Annotated in this window: 26 protein-coding genes; 7 read left to right on the plus strand and 19 right to left on the minus strand. The window is 62.6% G+C overall.

The features are described from left to right. Positions 1–28: 28 nt before the first annotated feature. The 6 genes from EHW12_RS24445 to EHW12_RS24470 form a co-directional block, all read right to left on the minus strand. The gene (locus EHW12_RS24445) at positions 29–517 is read right to left on the minus strand and encodes a nuclear transport factor 2 family protein (RefSeq protein WP_007731425.1); all 489 of its coding nucleotides are present in this window, start codon (positions 515–517) and stop codon (positions 29–31) included. A 26-nt stretch (positions 518–543) separates the two neighbouring features. Next, positions 544–1,857, minus strand: a complete 1,314-nt coding sequence (locus EHW12_RS24450; protein ID WP_007731424.1) for an MFS transporter — start codon at positions 1,855–1,857, stop codon at positions 544–546. Positions 1,858–1,933: 76 nt separating this feature from the next. Continuing rightward, positions 1,934–3,391 carry an FAD-dependent oxidoreductase gene (locus EHW12_RS24455; RefSeq protein ID WP_125051950.1) on the minus strand — a complete coding sequence of 486 codons (1,458 nt, stop codon included), beginning with the start codon at positions 3,389–3,391 and terminating at the stop codon, positions 1,934–1,936. Then, positions 3,388–4,170 (minus strand): SDR family oxidoreductase, encoded by a 783-nt coding sequence (locus EHW12_RS24460; protein ID WP_064443754.1) that lies wholly within the window; start codon positions 4,168–4,170, stop codon positions 3,388–3,390. The genes EHW12_RS24455 and EHW12_RS24460 overlap by 4 nt, the downstream gene beginning before the upstream one ends. Beyond that, positions 4,163–4,999, minus strand: a complete 837-nt coding sequence (locus EHW12_RS24465) for an SDR family oxidoreductase (RefSeq protein ID WP_064113425.1) — start codon at positions 4,997–4,999, stop codon at positions 4,163–4,165. Before EHW12_RS24465 ends, EHW12_RS24460 begins: the two co-directional genes overlap by 8 nt. A 49-nt stretch (positions 5,000–5,048) precedes the next feature. Beyond that, positions 5,049–5,498: a nuclear transport factor 2 family protein gene (locus tag EHW12_RS24470; RefSeq protein ID WP_007731417.1), complete on the minus strand. Its 450-nt coding sequence runs from the start codon at positions 5,496–5,498 to the stop codon at positions 5,049–5,051. Between the two features lie 138 nt (positions 5,499–5,636). Here EHW12_RS24470 and EHW12_RS24475 point away from each other — a divergent pair, with 138 nt between their 5' ends. The 6 genes from EHW12_RS24475 to EHW12_RS24500 all read left to right on the plus strand — a co-directional run bounded on the left by EHW12_RS24475 (position 5,637) and on the right by EHW12_RS24500 (position 11,106). After that, entirely contained in the window at positions 5,637–6,359 is a 723-nt protein-coding gene (locus EHW12_RS24475; RefSeq protein WP_064443752.1) for a helix-turn-helix domain-containing protein, read from the plus strand. Between the two features lie 114 nt (positions 6,360–6,473). Beyond that, on the plus strand, positions 6,474–7,439 hold the full coding sequence (locus tag EHW12_RS24480) for a pirin family protein (RefSeq protein ID WP_007731415.1): 966 nt from the start codon (positions 6,474–6,476) through the stop codon (positions 7,437–7,439). A gap of 1 nt (position 7,440) precedes the next feature. After that, the gene (locus EHW12_RS24485; RefSeq protein WP_003939960.1) at positions 7,441–8,187 is read left to right on the plus strand and encodes a pirin family protein; all 747 of its coding nucleotides are present in this window, start codon (positions 7,441–7,443) and stop codon (positions 8,185–8,187) included. A gap of 115 nt (positions 8,188–8,302) precedes the next feature. Beyond that, positions 8,303–9,085: a pirin-like bicupin family protein gene (locus tag EHW12_RS24490; RefSeq protein WP_003940511.1), complete on the plus strand. Its 783-nt coding sequence runs from the start codon at positions 8,303–8,305 to the stop codon at positions 9,083–9,085. A 44-nt stretch (positions 9,086–9,129) separates the two neighbouring features. Then, positions 9,130–10,056, plus strand: a complete 927-nt coding sequence (locus EHW12_RS24495) for a hotdog fold thioesterase (protein WP_064443751.1) — start codon at positions 9,130–9,132, stop codon at positions 10,054–10,056. 66 nt (positions 10,057–10,122) lie between these two features. Further along, positions 10,123–11,106, plus strand: coding sequence for a hypothetical protein (locus tag EHW12_RS24500; RefSeq protein WP_064443750.1), 984 nt, complete (start codon positions 10,123–10,125; stop codon positions 11,104–11,106). Between the two features lie 13 nt (positions 11,107–11,119). Here EHW12_RS24500 and EHW12_RS24505 read toward each other — a convergent pair whose 3' ends face one another. Genes EHW12_RS24505 through EHW12_RS24515 form a run of 3 tightly spaced genes read right to left on the minus strand, consistent with a single transcriptional unit; the run spans position 11,120 to position 14,398 of the window. Then, the gene (locus tag EHW12_RS24505; RefSeq protein WP_063315807.1) at positions 11,120–13,480 is read right to left on the minus strand and encodes an excinuclease ABC subunit UvrA; all 2,361 of its coding nucleotides are present in this window, start codon (positions 13,478–13,480) and stop codon (positions 11,120–11,122) included. A 52-nt stretch (positions 13,481–13,532) separates the two neighbouring features. Continuing rightward, positions 13,533–13,943: a VOC family protein gene (locus tag EHW12_RS24510; protein ID WP_003940539.1), complete on the minus strand. Its 411-nt coding sequence runs from the start codon at positions 13,941–13,943 to the stop codon at positions 13,533–13,535. 5 nt (positions 13,944–13,948) lie between these two features. Continuing rightward, positions 13,949–14,398, minus strand: coding sequence for a helix-turn-helix transcriptional regulator (locus EHW12_RS24515; RefSeq protein WP_030535180.1), 450 nt, complete (start codon positions 14,396–14,398; stop codon positions 13,949–13,951). Positions 14,399–14,510: 112 nt separating this feature from the next. Here EHW12_RS24515 and EHW12_RS24520 point away from each other — a divergent pair, with 112 nt between their 5' ends. Further along, complete coding sequence (locus EHW12_RS24520; RefSeq protein ID WP_058037706.1) at positions 14,511–16,469, plus strand: M13 family metallopeptidase; 1,959 nt, start codon at positions 14,511–14,513, stop codon at positions 16,467–16,469. Positions 16,470–16,535: 66 nt separating this feature from the next. Here EHW12_RS24520 and EHW12_RS24525 read toward each other — a convergent pair whose 3' ends face one another. The 10 genes from EHW12_RS24525 to EHW12_RS24570 all read right to left on the minus strand — a co-directional run bounded on the left by EHW12_RS24525 (position 16,536) and on the right by EHW12_RS24570 (position 26,538). Then, complete coding sequence (locus EHW12_RS24525; RefSeq protein WP_003940244.1) at positions 16,536–16,862, minus strand: YnfA family protein; 327 nt, start codon at positions 16,860–16,862, stop codon at positions 16,536–16,538. A 16-nt stretch (positions 16,863–16,878) separates the two neighbouring features. Then, positions 16,879–17,964 (minus strand): sn-glycerol-3-phosphate ABC transporter ATP-binding protein UgpC, encoded by a 1,086-nt coding sequence (gene ugpC / locus EHW12_RS24530; RefSeq protein ID WP_007731405.1) that lies wholly within the window; start codon positions 17,962–17,964, stop codon positions 16,879–16,881. Positions 17,965–17,979: 15 nt separating this feature from the next. Next, positions 17,980–19,311, minus strand: a complete 1,332-nt coding sequence (locus EHW12_RS24535; RefSeq protein WP_003940485.1) for an ABC transporter substrate-binding protein — start codon at positions 19,309–19,311, stop codon at positions 17,980–17,982. 37 nt (positions 19,312–19,348) lie between these two features. Then, positions 19,349–20,251: a carbohydrate ABC transporter permease gene (locus EHW12_RS24540; RefSeq protein WP_003939837.1), complete on the minus strand. Its 903-nt coding sequence runs from the start codon at positions 20,249–20,251 to the stop codon at positions 19,349–19,351. Then, entirely contained in the window at positions 20,248–21,222 is a 975-nt protein-coding gene (locus tag EHW12_RS24545) for a sugar ABC transporter permease (RefSeq protein WP_206434776.1), read from the minus strand. The genes EHW12_RS24540 and EHW12_RS24545 overlap by 4 nt, the downstream gene beginning before the upstream one ends. Positions 21,223–21,296: 74 nt before the next feature. Beyond that, the gene (locus EHW12_RS24550; RefSeq protein WP_064113418.1) at positions 21,297–22,220 is read right to left on the minus strand and encodes a L,D-transpeptidase; all 924 of its coding nucleotides are present in this window, start codon (positions 22,218–22,220) and stop codon (positions 21,297–21,299) included. A gap of 216 nt (positions 22,221–22,436) precedes the next feature. Then, positions 22,437–24,119 (minus strand): FAD-dependent oxidoreductase, encoded by a 1,683-nt coding sequence (locus EHW12_RS24555; RefSeq protein ID WP_007731395.1) that lies wholly within the window; start codon positions 24,117–24,119, stop codon positions 22,437–22,439. 81 nt (positions 24,120–24,200) lie between these two features. Further along, positions 24,201–25,082, minus strand: a complete 882-nt coding sequence (locus EHW12_RS24560; RefSeq protein ID WP_007731393.1) for a hypothetical protein — start codon at positions 25,080–25,082, stop codon at positions 24,201–24,203. A gap of 10 nt (positions 25,083–25,092) precedes the next feature. Further along, complete coding sequence (locus EHW12_RS24565) at positions 25,093–25,311, minus strand: dodecin (RefSeq protein WP_003939815.1); 219 nt, start codon at positions 25,309–25,311, stop codon at positions 25,093–25,095. Between the two features lie 15 nt (positions 25,312–25,326). Beyond that, entirely contained in the window at positions 25,327–26,538 is a 1,212-nt protein-coding gene (locus EHW12_RS24570; RefSeq protein WP_007731391.1) for a serine hydrolase domain-containing protein, read from the minus strand. Between the last annotated feature and the right edge of the window lie 50 nt (positions 26,539–26,588).

A 26,588-nucleotide genomic window follows, 5' to 3' on the forward strand; every position in this document is an offset into this window, starting at 1 on the left:
GTGTGAAGGCCTTCGTCTGCACTACTGGTCAAGGCGTCCTGGTGTACACCGGATCGTCGAAGGATCGACGTTGCGTCACCCAGTCCGTGGACAGGATGTTCTCGATCACGTCTTCACGGGATTCGTCGAACACGACAATCCGATCGGCGATTCGCCATTCACCGTGGCGCCTTTCGAACCTGTCGACGTAACGGCATTTGATCGTCGCAAGCGTCTGCACCGTATCCGTACCGGAACGCTCTTGCCGCAGAAAGCACAAACAGTACGACTCGCAATGAGCGACATCGCCGTTGACGTCGATCAGTATGTTGGAAATGCAGTGAATCGACGAGTCGATCGTCTTGTGTCTGAGCTTCATGTCTTCGATCAGCCCGTCGACGGTTCCGATGTAACCACCATGGTTGTCTATCGCGTCGTCGAAGTAGCAGAGGGCCACGCTGTCGAAATCCTTCCGATCGACGGCCCGAGCGTAGCGATACAGAACTTCGGTGATTTCTTGCTTGTCAGCGAGGGACACGGTCAGGCTCCTGTTCTACCCGATGATCAATCAACCTGCAGTTCAACACCCTTGGTCTCCTTGATGAAGAAGACCGTGACGAGGGTGATCACCGCACAGAAGACGAAGTATCCAGCCGGAGCGAGAGAGTTACCGGTCAAGCTGATGAGATAGGTGGCGATGAAAGGCGCGGTGCCACCGAGGAACATGTTGGTGACGTTGTTACCCAATGCCAGACCGCTGTACCGCACAGATGCTTTCAGCATTTCGACATAGGTCACGTACGAAGCACCGTTGACAACGGAAACGCAGATGAAGAGCACTGACTGACCGACAACCGCCTGCCAGATGCCAGAACCGGCCATCATCATGAACATCGGGATTCCGAGAACCACTGCGGCGGCACTACCGGCGAACAGCACCGGCCGACGCCCGTACTTGTCTGCCATGTATCCCGAGATCGGCAACGTGATGACGCCGAGAACCAGTGCAAGAGAGGTGGAAAGGAAAGCAACGCGCGACGAATGACCGCCGGTGGTCTGCAGGTACGTCGCGGCATACACCGAGGCGATGTAGTAACCGCCGGTGATGAGTGCGCCCAGCAGGATGATCTTGACGACGCTGCCACCGGAGGTGCTGAGCAACTCACGGATGGGAAGCTTCTTGGTCTCACCCTTGTCCTGCAGTTCTTCGAACTGAGGAGTGTCTTCCATCTGGCTGCGGATCCAGATACCGATGCCACCGATCAGCAGGCTGAGCAGGAACGGGATACGCCAAGCCCATTCGAGGATCTGCTCTTGCGAGAACACCGACGTCAGGCCGAGGGCCATGAGCGAAGCTGCCAGCGAACCCAGGTAGGTGCCGGTATTGACCATCGAGGTCTGCGTCGCACGCCACCGTTTGGGAGCGGACTCGGAGACGAACGCGTTGGCGCCGCCGAGTTCACCGCCGGCCGCGAAGCCCTGCAGGCAACGAGCCAGAACCAGGATGGACGTCGCCCACACACCCAACGTGGCGTAAGTCGGCAGCAGGCCCATTCCGGCTGTCGCGAGAACCATCAGGAGGATGGTCCAGGACAGCGCGTTCTTGCGGCCGTACTTGTCGCCGATGTGGCCGAAGAAGATGCCGCCGGGCACGCGTAGGAAGAAGGCCACGGCGAATGCTGCAAAGGTACCGAGCAGTGCTGCGTTCGGGTCATGGGAAACGAAGAACAGCGCGGCGATCGTCGTGGCCATGTATCCGTAGATACCGAAGTCGTAGTACTCGACGACGGTACCGACGATGGCCGCGCGAATTACCTTCGTCGTCGACTGTCGTTCGGTTGCCACGCTGCTGCCCTCGGTGGATTCGGCTCTCGCCATGGTCTCATTCTCTGACATGTTGTTCCCTGCCTGGATTGGATACTGACTGGATTCGGTGCCGCGCAGACGTCGGACGTCAGGAGTGCGCGATGGAATGGACCGGTGCGCTCTCAGCGCTGGTCCTGGTGTAATTCGCCGCATTACGTCCCGCTACGCGGCCCATGGTCAAAGCGTTGGCAACCGCATTGCCGCCGCCCACGTATCTCAGTCCGAGGATTCCGGCGCCGGCCTCACCTGCGGCGTACAGACCCTCGATAGGTACTCCGGTGCTGCCGAGCACGGCCGCATCGGTGTTGATCTCCATTCCCGCATGCGTACAGACGAGCTCTGCCGGAAGGATTTTCGCGGCATAGAACGGAGCTGTCGCAATAGGATCCGGATCGCCGACGGCACCCTTGTTCCGCAACGTGCGATGGCGGAGGAAGTCGTCGTCGTGACCGCTGGGCAGTTGGTCGTTCCATCGACGCAGGGTTTGCGCCAACGTCGCAACCGGAACACCCGTAGCCACTGCGAGGTCTTCGATCGTGTCCGCACGAATCGTGCCACCGGCGGCAACTTCTTCCTCGATGCGTTCGGGATTCCAATCCGCATATCCTGGAGCCAGATTCACGCGAGCGTTCTCGTCGAAGATCATCCAACCGTATCCACCCTGATGGTCGATGATGCCGGTCGAGACCGCGTACGAGCTGTCCTCGTCCATGAAACGACGGCCGTCCTGGTTGACGTAGATCCGCGACTTCGGCGGAAAGCCGGCCTGCCAGTGGTGGAATCGCTGGAAGTAGACGGTGGGCAGCATCAGACCCCAGCCGTCGCCCGCCAGGGAAGCACCGAGGTCTTCGGCAAAACGAAGATGGTCTCCGCGGCTCCCCTCGGCTGCGACGACGAACAAGGCCTCTCCGGCCTTGTTCGCGTCCGGGAAGTGGCGTTCCACCAAACCCGGATCTTGCGCGAATCCACCGGAGGCAACAACGACGGCGCCCGCAGGCACCTCGATGTCGTCGGCGACAACGCCGACAACCCGACCGTCTTCCTCGATCAGCTTCTGCACCCGTGTTCCGAAGATGACCTCGATCCCGTGCTTACGACGAGCCTTGTCCAGCACCTGAATCAGTCCGTATCCCTGATCCTTGGGCACGTGGCCGCGCCAGACGTCCTCGACGCCGGCTTGGGCGAGTCCCGGCTGGTGAGCGTTACCTGAGATCGCCGCGGGAATCTCGACGCCGAGTCCGATGAGCCATTCCAGTGTCGGACCGGCGTTTTCGCAGAATGCACGAATCAATCCGGGTGAGAGCATCCACTGGTTGAGGTCCATGTAGTGCTGGAAGAACTTCTCTGCCGAGTCGTCGACTCCGAGGCCGGCCTGCACGCTCGTTCCGGCGGCCGTGAAGATACCGGCCGACAGCGCGGTGGATCCACCGAGTTCGGTTTCGGATTCGAACAGCAGAACGGATGCGCCTTCTTCAGCTGCCGACACCGCAGCGGCGAGACCTGCTCCGCCGCCACCGATGACAACGACGTCCCAGTGTTCGGTCATGAAAGTTCTCCAGTCTCCGCGATGATGCGGTGGTAAAGACCGTTCGACACCAACCCGCCGTCGACAGTGAGTTCCGTACCGGTGGTGTAGGTGGAACTGTTCGAGAGCAGGAACAGCACTGCTTCGGTGATCTCGTCGAGAGTTCCCATGCGTCCGAAGGGAACCGACTTCAGTGACGCGGCGACGAAGTCGTTCGCGCCGCCGAGCAGCGCCGTACCGACCAGTCCCGGGTGCACCGAGTTGACGCGAATCCCCCACTGCGCGAAGTTGCCTGCGGCCGACTTCGACAGACCGGTCAGACCCCACTTGCTCGACGAGTAAGCCGGAGAGAAGTATCCGATCTGACCGGCGATGGACGAGATGTTGACGATCGATCCGCCACCACTCTCGCGCATCAGCGGCGCCACCGCCTTCATACCGTAGAACGGGCCGAAGAGGTTGATCTTCATGGTCAGCTCCCAGATGTCGTTCGGGGTGTCCATGAATTCGAGCCGACGCGAGATACCGGCATTGTTGACCAGTCCGCCGAGTTCCCCACGGGTGGTGCGAATTTCGTCGACAACCCGGTCCCAGGCCTCGGCATCGGTGACGTCGAGAATATGAGCGGATGCCGATCCGCCTGCGGCGACGATGTCGTCGACCACGCCGGATGAATCCGAAATATCGGCAATGCAGACATGCGAACCGCGCGCGGCGAGAGTGCGCGCGTGATGCGCCCCCATCCCGGCAGCACCGCCGGTAACGAGAACGACGCCGGGATATGTCGTGGACTCAGACATGCCGCGAACCACCGTCCACCGCAATGCTGTGCCCGGTGACGTAACGCGCGCTGTCCGAGAGCAGGAACAGCAGCGGGCCGAAGACCTCTTCGGGCGAGCCCAGACGATGCAGTGGTACCGCGTCGAGTGCGTTCGCGAGCGCGATCGGATCTTCCTGGACCCACTTCGTCATCGCCGTGTCGATGTAGCCGGGTGCAATGGAGTTGACCCGAATACCCTTGTCGCCGAACTCCACTGCGAGAGACTCCGTGAGGTGCGCAACGGCAGCTTTCGACGTGCAGTATGCGCCTCTCCCCTTCCGCACACGCAGCGCAGACACCGAAGACATGTTGACGATGGCGCCGCCGGGACCGAGGTGACGTGCCGCCGCCTGAGCACCGTAGAGCACTCCCTCGACATTGACACTCAGCGTTGCGCCGATCTGCTCCGGGGTGATCTCCTCGGCCAGCGCAAACGGGAAGATACCCGCATTGTTGATCCAGAAATCAACCCGGCCGAACTCCTTCAACGCCAACTGCGCAAGCAATTCATGCTCGTCGGGCTTGGTGACGTCGACCCGAGCTCCGACGACGCGACCCGGGTTGTCCGCCAGTGCATTCGATTCGAGGTCCGTGTTGATTCGTGCGGCCGTGGCGAGCATCTGCTCTTCGTTGATGTCGGCGCCGACGACATGTACGCCGCGCGTTGCCAGTCCTTCGGCGAACGTCGCACCCATACCCTGAGCCGCGCCGGTCACCACTGCGACCTTGCCTGCCAACTCCGGGTACACCGCCGACATCTGCGTCACAACGGTACGGCCCGGGTTCGTCTGGTCAGAGCTTTCGGTCATGATGTACTTCTCCTACTGAATATTGTTGTGCAAGAATCATTTCGGTACTTCAAGCTTGTTCGGACGCTCGGGGCGCGTCGTCGCGAGAAACGGTGCGGCGGGCGATCTTCCACTCCTCACCGACCCGAACCACGTGATCTGTGACAGTTGTCATCCGCACCAGTCGCGAGTCTCCGCCGCGAGCGGTGGCAACGATCTGCAGGTACCCGTGCACTGTGAGAGCACTCTCGTCCACCGCCTCGACGACGAGGTTGGTCAGAACGTGGCGATGCACTTCGTCGGCGGCTTCCGCCGCAGCGAAGAAGCGAGCAGCAAAAGCCGCAAGGTCGTCGAAACCGACCACGGGTTCCGGATAACTGGGGGAATGAAACTCACCGCCATCGGTGAATGTCTGCGCCCAATCCTGCTGGCGCCCAGAGTCTATGCAATGACTCTGGTGGCCGTACAGCTGGTGGATTGCGGCAACATCCTCCGTTGCCACGACGCTGTAGTTGCTCATGAAGGTTCTCTCCGAACACGCTGTGCTGCATCCACCCGAAGGTTGTGCAGCTCCGTAAAGTGTGCGATAATCGCACACACTGTGCGATATGTTCAAAGCGTAGGTGGCATACCTCACAAACGTCAAGAAGGGGATTTGATGTCAGAGCTGAGCGAGGAACACCGACCGCGCAAAAGCGCAGTTCAAGTGGACTCGAGCATGTCGAAAACGCTGCACCACGGACTCGAGATCTTGGAACTCCTGACGTCCTATCCGCACGGTTTGTCAGTCACGGACATTGCCGACGGAGTGGGAGTCCACCGGACTGTCGCACATCGGTTGATCCGCACGCTCGAGGCTCATCACCTGTGCCGCAAGGACTCCTTCAAGCGCGTCACTCTCGGCGCCGGCCTGGTCACCCTCGCCGAACCGGTGGAACAGGATTTGCGCACTCTCGCTCGCCCGATACTTCAAGAACTTGCCGAGGCCACCGAGGCGACAGCGCACCTGGTGGTCCGCGAGAGTGATACCGAAGTGCGCGCGCTGATGGTGGTCGAACCGCGCAGCGCCAAGGTTCACGTCGCGTTTCATCCAGGGCAGGTCGATCCGATCGACCGCGGCTCCGCCGGGCTTTCCATCCTTGCCTCACTCCCGCCGACGAGCGGGGAACGAGAGGAAGTGACGGCGGCACGCGCACGCGGCTACGCAGTGACCGTCGGCGAGGTCATCCCGTCCGTCCTGGGAATCTCAGCGGTGATCCCCGGCCGACGCCGCGACGCCATCTCCAGCCTCGGAATTTCCGTCTTCGACTCCGAGGACCAAGCAGCGCTGGGCGCCGAGGTCATGGCAGCGGCAAAAGCCCTCGGCAGCATGTTGCGCTGATCCGAACACCAGTCGAGCCCCGGGAATACCCGGGGCTCGACTTTGTTGACTCCGAATGAGATAGTTGAACAATCAACTACCTGACATCAGCTTCACGGATACAAGGAGTACGACATGCCTGCTGTGACAGTCGAGAACATCTTGGCCCTGCCCCGTCTCGACGAGCCGGCAGAGTCAGCAGTCGACCGCCCCGTCAAGAGCATCACCACCGCACCGGTCGGATACGAAGGTGAAGGCTTTCCCGTTCACCGCGCCTTCGCCGGCATCGACCTCTCCGCCCTCGATCCCTTCATCCACATGGACCAGATGGGCGAGGTCAACTACGCACCCGGAGAACCCAAGGGCACACCGTGGCACCCGCACCGCGGCTTCGAAACCGTGACCTACATGATCGACGGCATCATGGAGCACCAGGACTCCAACGGTGGCGGTGGCATTATCGGCGGCGGCGACACCCAGTGGATGACCGCGGGTGGCGGCATCCTCCACATCGAAACTCCGCCGGAGCACCTCGTCCTCAGCGGCGGCCTTTTCCACGGCGTCCAACTGTGGGTCAACCTGCCTCGCGACAACAAGATGGCATCTCCGCGGTACCAGGACATCACCGGTAACAAGGTGGCCCTGCTTTCCTCGCCGGACGGCGGAGCCTTGGTACGCGTCATCGCCGGAGACATCGCCGGCCACGCCGGACCTGGTTCGACGTACACACCGATCGCGCTCTCCCACACGACTGTGGCCCCGGGTGCGAGCCTGACGCTTCCGTGGAACCCCGAGTTCAACGCGATCGTCTACGTGCTCGCCGGCGAAGGCACGGTCGGGGCCGAGCGTCGGCCCATTCGTGTCGGACAGACAGCTGTCTTCGGACGCGGTGACTCCATCACCGTCGCCGCTTCCGATCGCCAGGATTCACGGACCGAATCTCTCGAGGTATTCATCCTCGGCGGCAAACCGATTCGTGAGCCCATCGCGATGGCCGGGCCGTTCGTCATGAACACCAAGTCCGAGGTCATGCAGGCCTTCGAGGACTTCCAGGCCGGACGCCTGGGATCCATCCCGGCGGCACACGAGACGCTGAGCTGACATGTCGTCGGTAGTCGTCCAGCGAGCTGACGAACGTGCGCATCTCAACTACGGCTGGCTCACGGCGCGTCACAGTTTCCCCTTCGCCGGAAACTTCGATCACGCCGCGTACGCGCACGGACTTCTGTTGGTGAACAACGACGACATCATCGAAGCCGACTACGGTTTCGACACTCATCAGCACCGCGACACCGAGATCGTGACGTGGGTGCTCAGCGGATCTCTGGTTCACCAGGATTCCGCTGGGCACTCCGGGGTCATCCATCGCGGACTCGCGCAGAGAATGAGCGCCGGTACCGGAATCCTGCACTCCGAGCGCAACGATCGCTTCCGGGCCGACGGCTCGCGTGTCACCGAGCCCGTTCACCTCGTCCAGATGTGGATACCCCCGGACGAATCCGGAGTGACTCCGAGCTATCAGGAACTCGACATCAACTCCGAACTCGACGGCGGTGGCCTGATCACCCTGGCGTCGGGGATGCCCGCGCATCGCGACCACAGCGCGATCAGCTTGCACAACAAACATGCGGCACTGCATGTTGCTCGCCTCGAGACCGGTGGGTCGGTATCTCTCCCGGATGCGCCGTACGTGCACGGCTTCATCGCCGGTGGCACTGTCGACGTCGAGGGAGTCGGATTGCTCGGTCCGGGAGATTCGTTGCGACTCAAGGATACTGGCGGTCAACGAGTCGAGGGAATCGGCGATGCGGAGATACTCGTGTGGGAGATGCACGCGTCGACGAACTGACGACACCACCGAGTACGCCCAATGTTCGGACTACACAGCAGGTTCGTCGTAGGGTGGATGCCGGTAGTGGCGGATCCCGATTGTGGTGGATCCCGGTGGTACAGAAGGAGGAGCCATGGCATCTGGTCGAGCACAGGCCCCACGGACGACACCGCACATCGATGTGCACCGCTCCGGCGATCGCTTGAAATCCCGCGTCTCCTGGCTGGATTCGAAACATTCGTTCTCGTTCGGACAGCACTACGATCCGGACAACACGCATCACGGATTGCTGCTCGTCAACAACGACGACACCGTACTGGCGGGAACCGGTTTCGACACCCATCCGCACAAGGACATGGAAATCGTGACCTGGGTGCTTCGCGGTTCGCTCGTGCACCAGGATTCCATCGGCCACACCGGCGTCATCTATCCGGGACTCGCCCAGCGCATGAGCGCCGGTACCGGAATCATGCACAGTGAGAAGAACGATTCGTGGCGTATCGGCGGCGAACAGCATTCCGACCCCGTGCATTTCATCCAGATGTGGGTGGTACCGGACGAAGGTGGACTGACCCCCGGTTACGAACAGCTCGAGATCGACGACGAACTGCTGCGCGGCGGTCTGATCCCGGTTGCCTCCGGGATGGAGCGCTACAAGGATCATTCGGCGATTCGCATCAACAACAAGAACGCCGCCATGCATGTCGCACGCATTCTGCCGGGCACCTCCGTGAATCTTCCGGGCGCACGGTTCCTGCACGTCTTCGTCGCGCAGGGCACTGCCGAGATGGAGGGCGTCGGCACACTGTACGAAGGCGATGCTGTCCGGTTGAGCGATTCGGGTGGCCAGCAGCTGACCTCCGACGCCGGGGCCGAAGTCCTCGTCTGGGAGATGCATTCACGTATCGGTGGTTGAGACCCGGTCTCGGCAGGACTCGGCGCGCTGGAGATACTCGACAGATGAGCATCGACAACTCCGCCGCGCCCGTCAAGAAGCTTGACCCACTCAACACATTGATGGGTGTGCGCGCCGTTTCGGTCGAGCCCGGGGACCTGGCCTTCGCGCAGGCCGTCGGCGAGCGATTCCACGATCACCGTGGCAAGACCGTGCTCGGTTCCATCGGAGTCATGATCGACGGTGCCATGGGTGGCGCGGTGTACTCGGGACTGACCTCGGGCCATCAGTCCGTGCTCGCGCAGGTCACGGTCAGTGCGGGCGCCGACATCCCCGACATCGCGGACGTCGGTGCCACCGGAACACTCGTGCATCTCGACGACGGCGTCGGACTCGCATCCGGGCAACTTCGCGACGAGAACGGCACCCTTCTGGCAGTGATGGCCGGTCGCGCCATGGTGGTCTCGCGTCCCCCCGTCGTGGGAATCGACGACTACGTGGAGGGCGAGCCGCTGCCCGTCCCGACGCCGGAGAAGACAAGCAACCTGAGCGGGTTGTCCGGGTCCGACGTCGTCGAAGGAATCCGCGACGGCAAACTCGAACGCGGTCCACTCGCCGGTCTCCTCGATCTTGCTGTCGTCGACGTGACCCCGGGTTCCGTCGTCGGTGAGTTCGCACCCGTGGCCTGGATGGCCAACCCGTTGGGCGCCGTTCAGGGCGGTGTCCTCATCTCGGCAGTCGACGCCATCACTGGCCTGTCTGCCCAGACCCTGACCCGCGTCGACCAGGACTATCGCGTCCTCGACCACAAGATCGACTTCCTGCGCTCACCCGACATCGGCGGGCCGGTCTTGCGCGCCGAGGCCTCCGTGATTCGTGCCGGGCGCAGGCTCGCGCTGATCGAAACTCGCATCGTCGACGCCGGCGGACAGGTCTATGTGCGGGCCACTTCGAGCATTCAGATGCTCTCCCAGCAAGTTCACAGCGGATAACCAGTTCCGCACCAGGTCGCCCGTCCACCATTGAGACAACAGCCCACACAATGGAGGTACAGCGGCGTGAACAAAGACATCGAAGCGAGCAGGCTGCGCGTGAGCCGTCGGCGGGCTCTCGCCCTCGGCGGAACCATCAGTCTCGGCGGGCTCATCGCAGCGTGCTCCGGCAACAGTGGCACCGCCACGACGACTTCGGCTGCGGCTGCGTCGACGACAACCACTTCCGGCACTTCCGCCGCGGCCACGTCCGGCGACGCTGTCACCGCACTTCTGGCCAAAGCACCGCAGTGTGTCATGAGCAAGGAAGAGACGCAGGGTCCCTACTGGTTCGACGTCGACTCCATTCGCGGCGACATCCGCGAGGACCGTCCGGGCACCACGCTGCAGGTTGCGATGCGCGTGCAGGACAACAGCCAGTGCAACGTCGACGGCAGCATCGGCGCGGTCAGTAACGCCGTCGTCGAGATCTGGCACTGCGACGCCGGCGGCGTGTACTCCGGCTTCGAATCCGGTTCGCTGAGCGCCAACGGCGGCGGCGGTGGCGGAACTCCCCCGGCCGGCGGGATGGGTGAACCTCCGTCAGGTGCACCCGGAGGCGGAATGGGCGAACCACCGTCAGGCGCCCCCGGCGGAATGGGCGGCGGCATGGGAGGGTCCGGTGAGACCTCCGACGGTTCGTACAGCGTCGGCGACACCGAAGCCACCACCACCGACGACGGCACCTACCTGCGCGGCGCCCAGACCACCGATGCAAACGGCATCGCGCAGTTCACCACGATCTTTCCCGGCTGGTACATGGGCCGCACCACCCACATCCACGTCAAGGTTCACATCGACAAGAAGACGGTCCTCACGACGCAGACCTTCTTCGACGAGACCCTTCTCGACGAGGTGTACTCGCAGTCCCCGTACAGCGAGCACACCGGTCGTGAGAACAACACGAACAACGCCAGTGACGGCATCTACGACGACACCGGCCTCATGACCGTCGAAAAGCAGTCGGACGGGTCCTACCTCGCCGTCATCAACCTGGGTATCGACGCCTGAGGTAGGAGCCCGGTCAGCTGCCGACGTATGCCGCGAGGTGCTTTCCGGTGAGTGTGGAGCCGTCGGCGACGAGCTCCTCGGGAGTGCCCTCGAAGACGATCCGACCGCCGTCGTGACCGGCACCAGGGCCGAGGTCGATGATCCAGTCTGCGTGTGCCATCACCGCTTGGTGGTGCTCGATCACGATGACTGACTTACCGGAATCGACCAGTCGATCGAGCAGGCCGAGCAACTGCTCGACGTCGGCCAGGTGCAGTCCGGTGGTCGGCTCGTCGAGGACGTACACGCCGCCCTTCTCACCCAGGTGGGTTGCCAGCTTGATGCGCTGACGCTCACCGCCCGACAGCGTCGTCAATGGCTGGCCGATCGTGAGGTATCCGAGCCCCACGTCGACCAGTCGGACGAGGATCTTGTGCGCAGCGAGGGTCTTGGCCTCACCGTCGCCGAAGAACTCCTCGGCCTCGGCCACCGACATCGTGAGAACCTCGTTGATGTCCTTGCCACCGAATTTGTATTCGAGTACCTCGGCTTGGAAGCGCTTGCCCTCGCACTCCTCGCAGAGAGTGGCAACGCCGGCCATCATCGCCAGGTCGCTGTAGATGACGCCGTTGCCGTTGCACGTCGGGCAGGCGCCCTCGGAGTTGGCACTGAACAGCGCCGGCTTCACGCCGTTGGCCTTGGCGAATGCCTTGCGAATCGGGTCGAGCAGCCCCGTGTACGTCGCCGGGTTGCTCCGACGCGAGCCGCGGATCGCGCTCTGATCGACCGACACCACGTCTTCGCGTTTCGCGAGCGAGCCGTGGATCAGCGAACTCTTGCCCGACCCGGCGACACCGGTGACCACGACCAGGACGCCGAGCGGTACGTCGACGTCGACGTCCTGCAGGTTGTGCGCGTTCGCTCCACGAATCTCGATTGCCCCGGTGGACTCGCGAACGGTCTCCTTGATTGCGGCCCGGTCGTCGAAGTGACGGCCGGTGACGGTGTCGCTGGCACGCAAACCGTCGACGGTGCCCTCGAAGCAGACGTTTCCGCCGGCGCTACCCGCACCCGGACCGAGGTCGACGATGTGATCGGCGATCACGATCGTCTCCGGCTTGTGCTCGACCACGAGCACGGTGTTGCCCTTGTCCCGCAGGCGCAGCAGTAGGTCGTTCATCCTCGCGATGTCGTGCGGATGCAGGCCGGTGGTGGGCTCGTCGAAAACATACGTGATGTCGGTGAGCGAGGAACCCAGGTGACGAATCATCTTGGTGCGCTGAGCTTCACCGCCGGAGAGGGTTCCCGACGGCCGATCGAGACTGAGGTAGCCGAGTCCGATCTCCACGAACGAGTCGAGCGTTTCACCGAGCGTCGTGAGCAACGGCGCGACCGACGGTTCCTTCAGTCCGCTGACCCATTCCGCGAGATCGCTGATCTGCATCGAGCAGGCGTCGGCGATGTTGACGCCCTTGATCTTCGACGACCGCGCCCCCTCGCTCAGTCGCGTCCCGTCGCATTCGGGGCAGGTGGTGAACGTGATCGCCCGCTCGACGAAAGCCCGGATGTGGGGCTGCATCGCGTCGACGTCCTTGGCCAGGAACGACTTCTGAATCTGCGGAATCAGACCCGTGTACGTCAGGTTGATGCCTTCGACCTTGATCTTGGTCGGCTCTTTGTAGAGCAGATCGTTCAGTTCCTTCTTGGTGTACTTCTTGATCGGCTTGTCGGGATCGAAGAAACCGCAGCCGCGGTAGATCCGGCCGTACCAACCCTCCATGCTGTAGCCGGGGACCGTGATCGCACTCTCGTTGAGCGACTTGGTGTCGTCGTACAACGCGGTCAGATCGAAATCGTTGACCGCCCCTCGTCCCTCACACCGCGGACACATGCCGCCGGTGATCTTGAAGCTGCGACGCTCTTTCGTCTGACGTCCGCCGCGTTCCATCGTGACCGCGCCTGCTCCGGAGATCGAGGCCACGTTGAACGAAAACGCCTGAGGCGAACCGATGTGAGGCTTTCCGAGACGGCTGAACAGGATGCGGAGCATCGCGTTGGCGTCGGTGGCGGTTCCGACGGTCGAGCGCGGGTCGACTCCCATCCGCTGCTGATCGACGATGATCGCGGTGGTCAGGCCGTCGAGAACATCGACGTCCGGCCGCGCGAGCGTCGGCATGAATCCTTGAACGAAAGCGCTGTAGGTCTCGTTGATCATCCGCTGCGATTCCGCGGCGATCGTACTGAACACCAGCGAACTCTTCCCCGAACCGGAGACGCCGGTGAATACCGTCAGCCTCCGCTTCGGGATCTCGACACTGATGTCTTCGAGGTTGTTCACCCGCGCGCCTTGCACGCGGATCAAATCGTGGCTGTCTGCGGTGTGCAAGGCAGTCATCGTGTCTCCATCTGTCAGTCGATCGCCGACGGTCTCAGCGCAGTTGACGGGCTCAGCGCAGTTCTTGAATACGGATCAGGTTTCCCGCTGGGTCCCGGACGGCGCAATCGCGAACGCCGTACGGCTGCTCGGTCGGTTCCTGGACGACGTCGATGTCGCCGGCCTGAAGCCGCTCGAACGTGTCGTCCAGATCTTTGGTGGCCAGGAGAAGTCCGCCGTAGGTGCCCTTGGCCATCATCTCGATGATGGTGCGGCGCTCCTCGTCGGTGATTCCGGGATCGACGGCCGGCGGATGCAGCACGATGGAGGTGCCGGGCTGGCCGGGCGGCCCCACCGTGATCCAACGCATCCCGTCGTAGCCGACGTCGTTGCGAACCTCGAAGCCGAGCGTGTCGCGATAGAAGTTCAGGGCGGCTTCAGGGTCGTCCTGCGGAAGGAAACTCGAGTGAATGGTGATGTCCATGGCGATCACGTTAATTGCGGCTGCGCGGTCTGCGCTTCTCGATTCCTGATCGGTCTGGTGACTTGTTTGGACACGCAGGACGGCATTCCTGCCGTCGACTGCTCGGCCTCGCGCCGATAGACACTGGGCGGAACCCCCACCAATTCGGTGAACTTGCTGCTGAAAGTGCCGAGAGAGCTGCAACCGACCTCGAAGCAGACGTCCGTGACACTGAGGTCTCCGCGCCGCAGTAACGCCATCGCTCGCTCGATTCGCCTGGTCATCAGGTAGGCGTACGGCGGTTCTCCGTATGCCTGACGGAATTGGCGACTGAGATGCCCCGCAGACATGTTCACTCCCCGCGCGAGCGCCTCCACGTCCAGAGGCCGCGCGTACTCCCGGTCGATACGGTCTCGCACACGTCGTAGTCGCGCGAGGTCCTGCAGGTGCGGATCTGCGGCAGGTCTGCTGGTCACGTATTCGATCGTGCCATGCCATACCGACGTTGCCCAGCACAAGAGATGAACTCGGCGTGGAGCGATCGCGCACACACCGAGCAGTTCGTCATGATCGTGTAAGGATGGAGAAATGACCACGGCTCATCGCTCAGGCATCGACCTCACCCACCTCGACGGCGACACACGGGCGCAGGACGATCTGTTCGTCCACGTCAACGGAAAATGGCTCGCCGAATACGAGATTCCGGCAGACCGCGCAGTCGACGGGGCCTTCCGGACGCTCTACGACAAGGCCGAAGAAGACGTACAGACCATCATCACCGAAGCCGCGGAGTCCAACTCGGCCGCCGGTACCGATGCACAGCGCATCGGCGACCTGTACTCGAGTTTCATGGACGCCGACGCCGTGGAGGCCGCAGGCCTCGGCCCCATCGACGACGAGCTCGACGCCGTCGCCGATGCGCCGGACCGGTCGTCGCTGGCCACCGTGATCGGACGCCACCAGCGCGTCGGCGTCGGCGGTGCCATCTCGCATTACGTCGACACCGATGCCAAGAACTCCGAGCGGTACCTGATCCACTTCAGCCAGTCGGGAATCAGCCTCCCCGACGAGTCGTACTACCGCGAGGACAACTACGCGGAGATCCGCGAGAAGTACGTCGCGCACATCGACAAGATGTTCACCCTGGCCGGCGTCGGGTACGACGCCCAGCGTGTGTTCGAACTCGAGAAGAAGATCGCGGCCGGGCACTGGGACGTCGTCAAGCGTCGTGACGCAGATTTGAGTTACAACCTGGTGGGCTTCGAGGAACTGACCGAGCAGAACCCCGGTTTGGACTGGGCTGCGTGGCTGTCGGGTCTCGGCGCCGATTCGGAGAAGTTCGCCGAGATCGTGGTCCGCCAGCCCGATTTCCTGCACACCTTCACCGCACTCTGGGCGTCGGAGTCACTGGACGACTGGAAGGCATGGGCGGCGTGGAAGGTGCTTCATGCCCGCTCCCCTTATCTGCATTCGGCCCTGGTCGACGAGACTTTCGCTTTCTACGGCACCACACTGTCCGGGACCGAAGAGAACCGTGAGCGCTGGAAGCGCGGGGTAAGCCTGGTCCAGGATCTGCTCGGCGAGGCCGTCGGCAAGCTCTACGTCGATCGACACTTCCCCGCAGAGGCGAAGACCCGCATGCTGGAACTGGTCGCAAACCTGCAGGAGGCGTACCGCCGCAACATCTCCGACCTCGAGTGGATGAGCCCGCAGACTCGTGAGGCTGCATTGGCCAAGCTCGAGAAGTTCACCCCGAAGATCGGTTACCCCGACAAGTGGCGCGACTACGCCGGACTCGAGATCTCGGCAACCGACCTGGTGGGCAACTACCGTCGCGGATACGCCGCCGAGTACGACCGTGACCTGGCCAAGCTGGGCGGCCCCGTCGACCGTGACGAGTGGTTCATGACGCCGCAGACCGTCAACGCCTACTACAACCCGGGCATGAACGAAATCGTCTTCCCCGCAGCCATTCTCCAGCCGCCGTTCTTCGACGCGGCAGCCGACGACGCTGCCAACTACGGCGGCATCGGCGCCGTCATCGGCCACGAGATCGGTCACGGATTCGACGATCAGGGCGCCAAGTACGACGGCGACGGCAACATGGTCGACTGGTGGACCGACGAGGACCGCAGCGAATTCGGCAAGCGCACAAAGGCTCTCATCGAGCAGTACAACGAGTTCGAGCCCAAGGAACTGCCGGGCCACCACGTCAACGGCGAGTTCACGATCGGCGAGAACATCGGCGACCTCGGCGGGCTGTCGATCGCGATCGCGGCGTACAAGATCGCGACCGAAGGTACCGAACCTCCGGTCATCGACGGACTCACCGGCTTGCAGCGCGTGTTCTTCGGGTGGGCGCAGGTATGGCGCACGAAGGCCCGTGAGGCCGAAGCGCTTCGCCGTCTGGCCGTCGACCCGCACTCGCCGCCGGAGTTCCGGTGCAACGGCGTCGTCCGAAACCTCGACACGTTCCACGAGGAGTTCGACGTCAAGCCCGGTGACGCACTGTATTTGGAGCCGGAGAAGCGTGTGAAGATCTGGTAGCAGGGGCAAGCCCCTGTGTGCGCTTAGGGACCCCTGGACTCCCTGAGCGCGCACGGGGCCGAAGGCCTACCGGGCGTACATGATCACCCCGACGCCGACCAGACAGATCAGCGCACCGGCGATGTCGAAACGATCCGGGCGGAATCCGTCCATCACCACCGCCCACAGCAGTGAACCTGCGACGAAGATCCCGCCGTACGCGGCGAGGATGCGCCCGAAGTTCGCATCGGGTTGCATGGTGGCGACCAGACCGTAGAGGCCGAGCGAGATGACGCCGAGCCCCACCCAGATCCATCCCTTGTGCTCGCGAATTCCCTGCCACACCAACCACGCGCCCCCGATTTCGAGCAGCGCGGCGAGTACGAACAGCAACAGCGAACGTGCGACGGTCATGCCGCACACAGTATCGCTACAGACGTACTCCGGTCTCCGCGGAAAAGAAGTACACCTCGCCGGCCTTGGGCAGCAGATGAAGCGACTCCCCCGGTGCCACCGACATCTTCCGGTCGACGCGAATGACGATTCGACCGGATCGGCTCTGCCACTGCGAATCCGGGGCACCCTTTGCATAGACGAACGATTCGGCTCCCAACTCTTCGAGCAGATCGGCATCCACGGCCAGCGAGCCCTTTCGCCACGCTCCCACCAGATCCCACGATTCCGGGCGCACTCCCACGACGACCCGCTCCCGCTCGGACGCCCCGGTGGGCAGCGGAATCCGCAGATCACCGAGCACTGCGACGGTTCCCTCGACCGGCGCTTCGATCAGGTTCATGCCGGGCGATCCGATGAAGGCGGCCACAAAGGTGTTGACGGGGTTGTCGTAGAGTTCGCGCGGCTTCGCCACCTGCTGCAAGCGACCGTCCAGCATCACCGCCACTCGGTCCCCCATCGTCATCGCCTCGACCTGATCGTGGGTGACGTAGACCGTCGTGGTGCCGAGTCGACGCTGTAGGGCGGCGATCTGCGACCGTGTGCTGACGCGCAGTTTGGCGTCCAGATTACTGAGTGGTTCGTCCATGCAGAACACCTTGGGATGGCGAACGATGGCTCTACCCATGGCAACTCGCTGACGTTGCCCGCCCGACAGCTTTGCCGGTTTCCGTCCGAGCAAGGGTTCGAGTTCGAGCATCCGCGCGGCCTCGAGTACCCGCTCCCGGCGCTCCGTCTTTCCCACTCCGGCATTCTGGAGCGCGAAGCCCATGTTCTGCTCGACGGTCATGTTCGGGTACAGCGCGTAACTCTGAAACACCATGGCGACGTCACGTGCTCGCGGAGCGAGGTGCGTGACGTCCGTGCCGCCGATCTCGATCCGACCGTCCGACGCGGACTCGAGACCGGCGAGCATTCGGAGGCTGGTGGACTTACCGCAACCGGAAGGTCCTACGAGTACCAGGAACTCACCGTCGGCGATGTCGAGGTCGAGACGGTCGACTGCCGGTCGATCAGTTCCTTCGTAGCGGTGCGTGACTCCCGCGAATTGCACGTTGGCCATGAGTGTTCTCTCCTACTACTTCGGCAGCTTGGGGGTGATCTGCCGGTCGATGATCTGCTGCAACTGCGTGGCAACGCCGGCGAATGTCGATGCGACGTCGGCCTTCTGGAGAGCGATCTGCTCGAGTCCGGTGCCGATGATCTGATCCCCACCCGGGACGAACACGCGTGCGTAGTCCTGCGAGCGCGTACGCGAGAGCTGATCCACAGCGGTACGGGAGTTGGGGTTCGCGTCGAGGAACGCCTTCATGCTCGGCTCCGAGGTTGCCGACTTGCGGACCGGCATGTAGCCGACGTTCTGCGAGAAGTACGCCGTGTTCTCACCATTGGTGATGAAGTCGATGAACTTGAGCGCGTTCTTCTTACGCTGATCGGAGATCTTGGACGGGATGGCAAGCCCGGCACCGCCGGTGGGGCAACCGGGAGTTCCGTCCACTGCCGGGAGGAAAGCGGTGCCGAAGTCGAAGTTGGCAGTCTTCTTGATGCCGGACAGATCGCCCGTCGACGCGATGGTCGACGCCAGAATGCCGGTACCGAATTCGTTTGCGATGTCAGTGGAGACCGCGGCGTACTTCTTGTCGTGAATCATGCTGGAGAGGAACTGCCCTGCGGCAATGGTCTTCTCGTTGTCGAGCTGCAGATTCCACTGGTCGGAGTACGAGCCGCCGAACGTCCAGATTGGGCCTTCGTAGGTCCAGCCGAGGTAATCCTTCGCGTTGCCCCACCCGTGTGCCAACTTGCCGTTGCCCACGACCTTCTGCAGCTCGGGTCCCCACTCGTCGAACTCCTGCCATGTCGCCGGCCCACGGTCGGGAAGACCTGCCTGCGACCAGACCGCCTTGTTGTAGTAGAACAACGGCGTCGACCGCGCGTAGGGAAGCGCATAGTGCTTGCCCTGGAACAGGTAGTCGGCGAGCAGTGAATCGACGTAGTCGGCCGAGTCGACCCCCACCTCGGAGAAGAGTCCGTCGAGCGGCTCGATTGCCCCGGCCAGTGCATAGTTGAACCACCAGACATCCGACAGCACAACCACATCGGGCACATCTCCACCGGAGAGGGCAGCGTTGAACTTCTGTGCCACCTCTTCGTAGTTCTTGCCGCCGTCCACCAAGTTGACCTTCAGGTCCGGGTACTTGGTCTGGAAGCGGTTGATCAGTTCCTTCTCCACGTCGGTGGACTTACCCGGATGGTTCGACCAGAAGGTGATGGTGTTGGAATCACCCGACGCACCGGATGTTCCCGCAGCATCAGCGCTCGACCCGCCGGATCCCGCGCACGCGGTCAGTGCGGCGCCGGCGGCGATTGCACCGCCGAGGCTCAAGAATCCGCGCCTGTTCATGTTTGCCATTACTGCTCCTCGAGAAAGAAATGTGACGGGAAAGCTGTCAGCCCTTGACCGCACCGGAGGTGAGGCCCTTGATCATGTGTCGTTGCAGCAGAAGGAAAATCACCAGGATCGGTAGCATCGTCAGCACCGTTCCTGCCATGACCGGACCCCAGTTGGTAAGTCCGTCGTTGTTCTGCAGTTGGGTCAATCCGATCGGCAGCGGCGCTACCGAGGAATCGTCGGACATGAGGAACGGCCACAGGTACTCGTTCCATTCGTTGACCACCGTGATGATGCCGAACGCCACCATCGTGGGTCCGGAAACGGGGAGCACCACGCGCCAGAGCAACCGCCAGTGGCCGGCTCCGTCCATCCGCGCCGCCTCGACGATCTCCGAAGGGATCGAGAGGAAGTGGTTGCGCATGAGGAACGTACCGAAGGCTACACCCGCGAGCGGAACTATGATGCCCTGGAACGTGTTACGCCAGCCCCACTCTGCCACGAGCGCGTAATTCGAGATCACGGTGATCTGGTTCGGAACCATCAATGCGGCGATGATTCCGAGAAAGACGAAGTTCTTCCCCGGAAAGCGCAGGAAAACAAGCCCATAGGCGCTGAGAGTCCCGAGAACGAACTTCGCCGCCGACAGAATCGTCGTGATCACTATCGAGTTCCGCAAGAACATCCAGAACGGGACCGATGTGGTTGCTTCCGAATAGTTTTCGGGATGCAGCGACGACGGCCACCACGTTGCCGGCTGCGTGTAGATCTCCGGGCGCTCCTTGAACGAGGTCATCACGATCCAGTAGAGCGGCAGGACGATGATGACCAACGCGATCACCATTGCCGCATAGCCGAGGATCTTCACACCGACCTCACGCCGGTCCACGTTCTTGCGGTCCGGCCCCGGCCTAACGACGGAAGTCGGAGCAGCGCTTTTCTTTTCCTCTACCGCTGTCATTTCTCTTCTCCCCGATCCATGGCACGAACCTGGTAGACGGTGATGATCAGCAGGATCAGGAACATGATGGTGGCAACCGTCGCACCGTAGCCCGCCCGGAAGTTTCGGAACGTCTCGTTGTACACCTGGTAGACCATCGTCGTCGTCCCCGTAGCCAGCGGGCCACCACGGGTCATGACGTTGATGATGTCGAAGACCTGGAGCGAGTTGAGCATGACGGTGATGGAGAGGAAGAACGTCGTCGGGCGCAACTGAGGTAGGAGCACCCGGCGGAACTTGGTCCACGGCTTGGCGCCGTCGATTTCGGCAGCTTCGTTCAGCTCCTGCCGAACTCCTTGCAGTGCAGCGAGATAGATGACAAACGTGTACCCGAGGTTCTTCCACATGTATGTCACCGTCACCATGAACAGCGCCCAGTGGGGATCCTGATAGAAGTCGGGCGATTGGAGTCCGACACGGTGCAGGAGATCCTGGATCAGGCCGAAGTTGGGGTCGAAGACGAACTGAAACGCGACACCGATCGCTGCACCGGAGATCACGAACGGCGCGAAGATGGCCGACCGAACCAGGTTTCGCCCGACGAGCTTGCGATCGAGCAGCATGGCCAACGCCAAACCGATGACCATCGAACCCACCACTGTAACCAATGTGAATATCACTGTGTTGGTGACGATCTCCCAGGTGTCGCTTCGTCCGAACCACTCGCGGTAGTTGCTCAGCCCGATGAACGTCGCCTTCGGGTCCGCAATGTTCCAGTCGAAGAACGAAAGTCGGATGTTGTCCACCAGCGGGCGATAGGTGAACAAGATCAGCAACGCGAGATTGGGGCCGACCAAGAGCGCGAAGAGCGCGTAATCACGCCATGGTCTGCCCCACAGACCTGGCTTGCCTGAAGTGGGCAGCGTTCTTTCCGGACTCGATCTCACTGAGGCAGTCTGACCGCCCGCAACGAATGAATGGTGAACGTACAAGACACTCGAGCTGAACGCGACACGAAAAAGGCCCTGCGCGAATACTTCTCGCGCAGGGCCTTCCTCGTCGATGTCTAGCGGTTCCAGTCGCCCAATCCGTCGGCGCCGCTGAGGACTCCACCTGCGGTGTTCTGCACGATCACCGGGTCACCCTTGCCTGCGTTCTCGAAGAACCACTTGGCGTCCTCGGTGCTGACATTGAGGCAGCCGTGGCTGACGTTGGTGAAACCTTGTTGCGCAACCGACCACGGAGCGGCATGGACGAAGATGCCACTGTAGGAAATTCGTGTCGCGTACTCGACGTAGGTGCGGTAACCCTCGGGAGAATCGATCGGGACGCCGTACGTGGACGAATCCATGTACATGTCGCGCAACTGCTCGCCGACGATGTACGTGCCGTTCGGTGTTTCGTGACCCGGCTTGCCGAACGACGTCGGCATGGTGCGCACGACCTCACCGTTGCGGGTGACGGTGACCTGCTTGGTGTTGTCGTCCGCGACGGTGACGAGTGCGTCACCGATGTTGAACGTGGAGTGCGAATCACCGGCGTCGACGGTCACGGAGATGTTCGCCGGCCAGAACTGTGTCGGCTTCCAACGGACCTGGCTGTCGTTGATCCAGTAGAAGCTGCCCTCGACCGGCGGATCGGTGGTCACGCGAATCGCGCGTTCGGCCGTAGCACGGTCGCCGACGGCCTCGTTGAATCGAATGATGATCGGTTGCGCGATACCGACGGTCTCGCCCGCGGACGGATTGAGCGACGGCGCGGAGAAGTTGGGAGCGCCGATGGGCGCCTGGATCGGCGTACCCGGGATGCCCGGAACCGGAATCGCCGGATCGAGGTACGGAACGCCGGGAATGACGGGCAACGGAATGTCCGGTCCACCGGGGAAGAGAGGAACGGCCGCGGAAGGTCCGGCGAGAGCCAGGCCGGCAGCCACCGCTCCGACGATTGCCACGGCAACCCGTGACGTCCGACGACCCTGTTTGCTGCCCATGTCACTACCTTCGCTCGAATGACCACGTACTCACGTGGAGTTTGCGCGGCCGGCATCGATACCCGCCTGGTACCGATGCCGATGCACCATTCGGACACACCCGCTCGGAGCACACCTACACACCCGAGCACGCCGAAGAGAGCAAACCGCGCATTTCCATAGTCATTAACACACAAATGCGGCAATCGAGCAATTCGGATGTTCGCCCAAACGTTGCTATCCCTCGCTGCGGGCAGCCGCCAACATGGATTCGATGGAGATGAGTTTGGTTCGCGGCCGTCCGGTTGCGGCACCGGATGCGCGTTCTGCCTTGTCGATCCGCTGCCAACCTTGATAGTCCACCTGATCCGGCGACCGGTCTGCCAACAAAACCTGCAACTTGTCGGCATCCTCGGTCGGGGTGGCGAGGCGCCCACCAGCGAAGTCGTCGAAGATCATCGACACGGTCTCGGCGGAGCAGTACTTGTTGGTGCCGATCACGCCAGTCGGTCCGCGCTTGATCCAACCCGCGACGTAGACACCCGGGATCGGCGTGCCGGTCTCGGTGTCGATTACTCTGCCGTTCTCGTTGGGGATCACGCCGCGAGCGTCGTCGAAGGGCAAGTCGGCCATCGGTGTGCCGCGGTATCCGACCGACCGAAGCACCAGTGAAGTGTCGATCGTCTCCTCGGTTTCGGTAGGCCGGGCGGAGAGCTGACCGGTCGGCGTTGCCACCAATTCGTTTTTCACGATCCGCACCTGTGAGACTGCACCGTCGCCGAGGACCTCGACGGGAGAGGTGAGGAACCGGAGAACGATCCGCTTGCGAGAAGGATCTGCGGTACGCGAAGCAAATTCCTGCGCCTGCTTGACCTTGAGCAGGACGGACGGCTCGGCGGCATCGCTGTCCACGAACGCCTGACTGGCCTCGTCGAGTTCGGCTTCGATCGGGTCGACGACTACGTCCACGTTCGCCATCTGTCCGAGCGCCAACAGTTCGGGATTGGTGTACGCGGCCTGCGCCGGCCCACGACGCCCGAGAATGACCACCTCACGAATCTTACTGTTCCGCAGCGCTTCCAATGCGTGCTCGGCGAGGTCCGTCTTCGCAAGCTGGTCAGGGTCGGTCACCAGGATGCGTGCGACGTCGAGTGCGACGTTGCCGTTTCCGACGATCACCGCTCGCTCGCCGGACAGATCGAAAGTCCGATCGGCATATCCCGGGTGGCCGTTGTACCAGGCGACGAACTCGGTGGCGGCGTGACTTCCCGGCAGATCCTCGCCCGGGATCTCGAGCTTGCGATCCCCGGCAGCGCCCACCGCGTAGATCACTGCGTGGTGATGGTCCAAGAGTTCCGAATGCGAGATGTGGGTGCCCACCTCGACGTTGAAGTGGCAGCGCACAGTCTTCTTCGCGACGACGGCGCGGAACTGATCGGTGACCCCCTTGGTTCCGGGATGGTCTGGCGCCACGCCGGCGCGCACCAAACCGTATGGAGTGGGAAGTCGATCGAACATGTCGACCTCGACGCGAGGCTTGCCGGTCAGTTCCATCGCCGCGTAGCAGGCGGCCGGGCCGGAGCCGACGATCGCCACTTTCAGCGTTCCCAGTTCGGGATCGATCTTGGCCATCGTGATCGGCTCGGGCCAATCCGGGCCCATCGGATGCTTCTCGAAGTACGACGCGTTCATCTGCAGGTACGGCGCGTCGTCCTCGTCGAGTTCGTTGTCCGGGAAGATCGCCTCGACCGGGCATTCGTCCACACACGCACCACAATCGATGCAGGTGTCGGGATCGATGTAGAGCATTTCGGTGGTCGCGAACGGGGCTTCGTCCGGTGTCGGGTGAATGCAATTGACCGGACACACGTCAACACACGAGGCGTCGTTGCAGCACGGCTGCGTGATCACATACGCCATGACATTCCCCTATCCCTGAAACACGAAGCTCGAACTGGTTCCCAGACTATAACGTGTTCCAATTTGGCGCGAGAATCGTTTTCAGATCACCCCATTGCGCTTCAGCAGCCACACCGCCTGCACGGTGGCGTGACCTCGCCATTCCAACGCCGCGACGGGCGAATAGCTGTCGAAATCCACCGCCCAACCGCCGTCGCCATGTTGTCGCGCAGCGAGCGCAGACAGTTCGGACTCGATCACTGATGCGTCGAACAACGCGCGGGTCGGGCCGCCGGGAAGCGGTGAGAAATCGAGGGGCCGCATGAATTCGCCCTCGGCTCCCCCGTCCACGTGAACCAAGCCGTCAGCCGGGATACGCGAACCAAGAGTGCTCACCAACGACGACGCTTCGGGACTGTTCCGGTGAACCGCGTCGAGAAACTGCAAGGCAAAGGCGAGCTCGAGGGCATGCAGAGAATCGGCCCCGTCGATCGCGTCGAGGCAATATCGAACGGCAGAGGCGAACCACGGATGTTCGGCGACGGCCTCGTCGAATTCGGCAACGCGAGCCGCTGCAGCACACACGATGCTGGTGATCTGCAACGACGGCGCCGACGGGTCCGCGCTCACCCAGAAGGGCGCACACCCGGCTGGGTCTGCAATCGGGAAGGCGAAGGGTAAACCGCCGCCTGCCAGCGAATTGGTCTGCAACCAGTCGCACAGTTCGACCGCTCTGGGCGTCGGCGTTCCGATGTCGGCAAAGGCTTCGAAGGCATGCAGCGCTCCGCCAGGTTGGCTGGTTGCCGAGCGAAGATCCGGTTCGAGTCCCCAGCCGTACCCACCGTCCGGGTTGCGATAACCGTCCACGGCCGCACAAGCCGCGGCCCGGTCACCCTGTCCGAGAATCAAATTCAGCCGATGCCGATCGAGAGTCCTGGCATGTCCCGCCATGAACCCGACGGCTGCCGTGAGATCAACAGTCATGAAGAACGGTTCAGGATTCGTCGCCGTCGAGCCGGAAGCCGACCTTCAACGTGACCTGGAAATGCGCCACGGCGCCGTTCTCGATGTGGCCGCGAGTTTCCACCACCTCGAACCATTCGAGGTTGCGCACCGTCTCGTTCGCCCGGGCGATGGCGGTGCGAATTGCCGCGTCACTGCTCTCGGTGGACGAGCCGACGATCTCGGTCACCCGGTACACGTTGCTGCTCATGGCATTCCCTTCGTGTCAGATTCGACGAACCAACTCCTGCGCCTCGGCGCCGAGCCTCGCAAGGCGAAGATCACCGAGAGCTGTCACAGCACTACCCAACCTGTTGGTGGTGAAACCGAGCGAGAGTCCGCTGGACAGGTCCGCATACGCGCCTGAACCGCCGACTCCGTAGTGGCCTATCGCATTCCGCGGCTGCCGCCGCGCGGCAATGATCGGCGGGTGGTAACCGAGAGTCCAGTTGGGCCGCACCGCCAGCACGTAATCCCGATCGCGAGTCTGGATGGTCGACATCTGTTCGATGGTCGATTCCTTCAGGAACCGCTTCCCGTCGATCACGCCGCCGTTCGCGATGGCGCCGTACATCTTCGCGAGAGCACGCGCGCTGAACACTCCGTTCCAGCCCGGCATGACGGCGTCGTGGACAGCCGGGTTGCGCACCATGACGTCGAAACCGTCCGGCATCGCGGCCTCCGCGAGTCCGCGAGTCGGACCGACGTGTGAGAGCACGGTCGACGCGAAGGCCCAGTTCAAGCCGGCAGGGTTGATATGTGGGAACAGCTTCGCGATCCGTGGACGCTCGGTTTCGGGTACGCGGTACCAGAATTCGTCGACTCCGAGGGGCTTGGCTATCTCCGCTTGTACGACGTCGATGAACGGCTGACCGGACACCCTGGCCACAAGTTCGGCTACCAACCAGCCGTAGGTCACAGCGTGATAGCCGGGGCCTCGAAGCCGACGCGGATCCGGTTTCTCGGCAGCCAGGGCGGCAACGACCGCGTCGTAGTCCATCAGGTCGAGAGGATGCGGCATCAAGCCGCGAACTCGGTGAAGGCCCGCGCGATGTGACATCAGTTCACGGACGGTGATCTTGTCCTTGCCGGCCGCCGCGAATTCAGGCCAGTACCGAGCAACCGGGGCGTCGTAGTCGATCAACCCACGTTCGGCGAGTCGGTGAACGACGGTGCTGGCGACGCCTTTGCCGGTCGAGAACGACAGCGACACCGTGTCGTGGTCCCAGCGCCGATCACGATCGGCATTGCCGGCCCAGATGTCGAGAACTTTCTCGCCTCCCAGGTACACGACCAGCGCGCCGCCGCCTTGTTGCGGTTGGCGATACATCGCGAAAAAGCGGTCGGCCAAGGGAAGGAATCGCCGGTCCACGTACAGCTCGGTGCGCGAAGGCACCTCCACCCGGGCGAGCGAACCCCGTCGTGCACTGGGAGTCATCGCGTCCTCCGATCCCCGCTGATCAAGTTGTCCGGTCACCCGATCGGTGG

The organism is Rhodococcus sp. NJ-530 (assembly GCF_003860625.1).
Lineage (GTDB): Bacteria > Actinomycetota > Actinomycetes > Mycobacteriales > Mycobacteriaceae > Rhodococcus_F > Rhodococcus_F qingshengii.

What these genes read in the sequence shown, in the direction of transcription:
- EHW12_RS24450 (WP_007731424.1), bottom strand. Translation starts at nt 1,857, where the DNA reads ATGGCGAGAGCCGAATCCACCGAGGGCAGCAGCGTGGCAACCGAACGA.
- EHW12_RS24455 (WP_125051950.1), bottom strand. Translation starts at nt 3,391, where the DNA reads ATGACCGAACACTGGGACGTCGTTGTCATCGGTGGCGGCGGAGCAGGT.
- EHW12_RS24460 (WP_064443754.1), bottom strand. Translation starts at nt 4,170, where the DNA reads ATGTCTGAGTCCACGACATATCCCGGCGTCGTTCTCGTTACCGGCGGT.
- EHW12_RS24465 (WP_064113425.1), bottom strand. Translation starts at nt 4,999, where the DNA reads ATGACCGAAAGCTCTGACCAGACGAACCCGGGCCGTACCGTTGTGACG.
- EHW12_RS24470 (WP_007731417.1), bottom strand. Translation starts at nt 5,498, where the DNA reads ATGAGCAACTACAGCGTCGTGGCAACGGAGGATGTTGCCGCAATCCAC.
- EHW12_RS24475 (WP_064443752.1), top strand. Translation starts at nt 5,637, where the DNA reads ATGTCAGAGCTGAGCGAGGAACACCGACCGCGCAAAAGCGCAGTTCAA.
- EHW12_RS24480 (WP_007731415.1), top strand. Translation starts at nt 6,474, where the DNA reads ATGCCTGCTGTGACAGTCGAGAACATCTTGGCCCTGCCCCGTCTCGAC.
- EHW12_RS24485 (WP_003939960.1), top strand. Translation starts at nt 7,441, where the DNA reads ATGTCGTCGGTAGTCGTCCAGCGAGCTGACGAACGTGCGCATCTCAAC.
- EHW12_RS24490 (WP_003940511.1), top strand. Translation starts at nt 8,303, where the DNA reads ATGGCATCTGGTCGAGCACAGGCCCCACGGACGACACCGCACATCGAT.
- EHW12_RS24495 (WP_064443751.1), top strand. Translation starts at nt 9,130, where the DNA reads ATGAGCATCGACAACTCCGCCGCGCCCGTCAAGAAGCTTGACCCACTC.
- EHW12_RS24505 (WP_063315807.1), bottom strand. Translation starts at nt 13,480, where the DNA reads ATGACTGCCTTGCACACCGCAGACAGCCACGATTTGATCCGCGTGCAA.
- EHW12_RS24510 (WP_003940539.1), bottom strand. Translation starts at nt 13,943, where the DNA reads ATGGACATCACCATTCACTCGAGTTTCCTTCCGCAGGACGACCCTGAA.
- EHW12_RS24520 (WP_058037706.1), top strand. Translation starts at nt 14,511, where the DNA reads ATGACCACGGCTCATCGCTCAGGCATCGACCTCACCCACCTCGACGGC.
- EHW12_RS24525 (WP_003940244.1), bottom strand. Translation starts at nt 16,862, where the DNA reads ATGACCGTCGCACGTTCGCTGTTGCTGTTCGTACTCGCCGCGCTGCTC.
- ugpC (WP_007731405.1), bottom strand. Translation starts at nt 17,964, where the DNA reads ATGGCCAACGTGCAATTCGCGGGAGTCACGCACCGCTACGAAGGAACT.
- EHW12_RS24535 (WP_003940485.1), bottom strand. Translation starts at nt 19,311, where the DNA reads ATGGCAAACATGAACAGGCGCGGATTCTTGAGCCTCGGCGGTGCAATC.
- EHW12_RS24540 (WP_003939837.1), bottom strand. Translation starts at nt 20,251, where the DNA reads ATGACAGCGGTAGAGGAAAAGAAAAGCGCTGCTCCGACTTCCGTCGTT.
- EHW12_RS24550 (WP_064113418.1), bottom strand. Translation starts at nt 22,220, where the DNA reads ATGGGCAGCAAACAGGGTCGTCGGACGTCACGGGTTGCCGTGGCAATC.
- EHW12_RS24555 (WP_007731395.1), bottom strand. Translation starts at nt 24,119, where the DNA reads ATGGCGTATGTGATCACGCAGCCGTGCTGCAACGACGCCTCGTGTGTT.
- EHW12_RS24560 (WP_007731393.1), bottom strand. Translation starts at nt 25,082, where the DNA reads ATGACTGTTGATCTCACGGCAGCCGTCGGGTTCATGGCGGGACATGCC.
- EHW12_RS24565 (WP_003939815.1), bottom strand. Translation starts at nt 25,311, where the DNA reads ATGAGCAGCAACGTGTACCGGGTGACCGAGATCGTCGGCTCGTCCACC.
- EHW12_RS24570 (WP_007731391.1), bottom strand. Translation starts at nt 26,538, where the DNA reads ATGACTCCCAGTGCACGACGGGGTTCGCTCGCCCGGGTGGAGGTGCCT.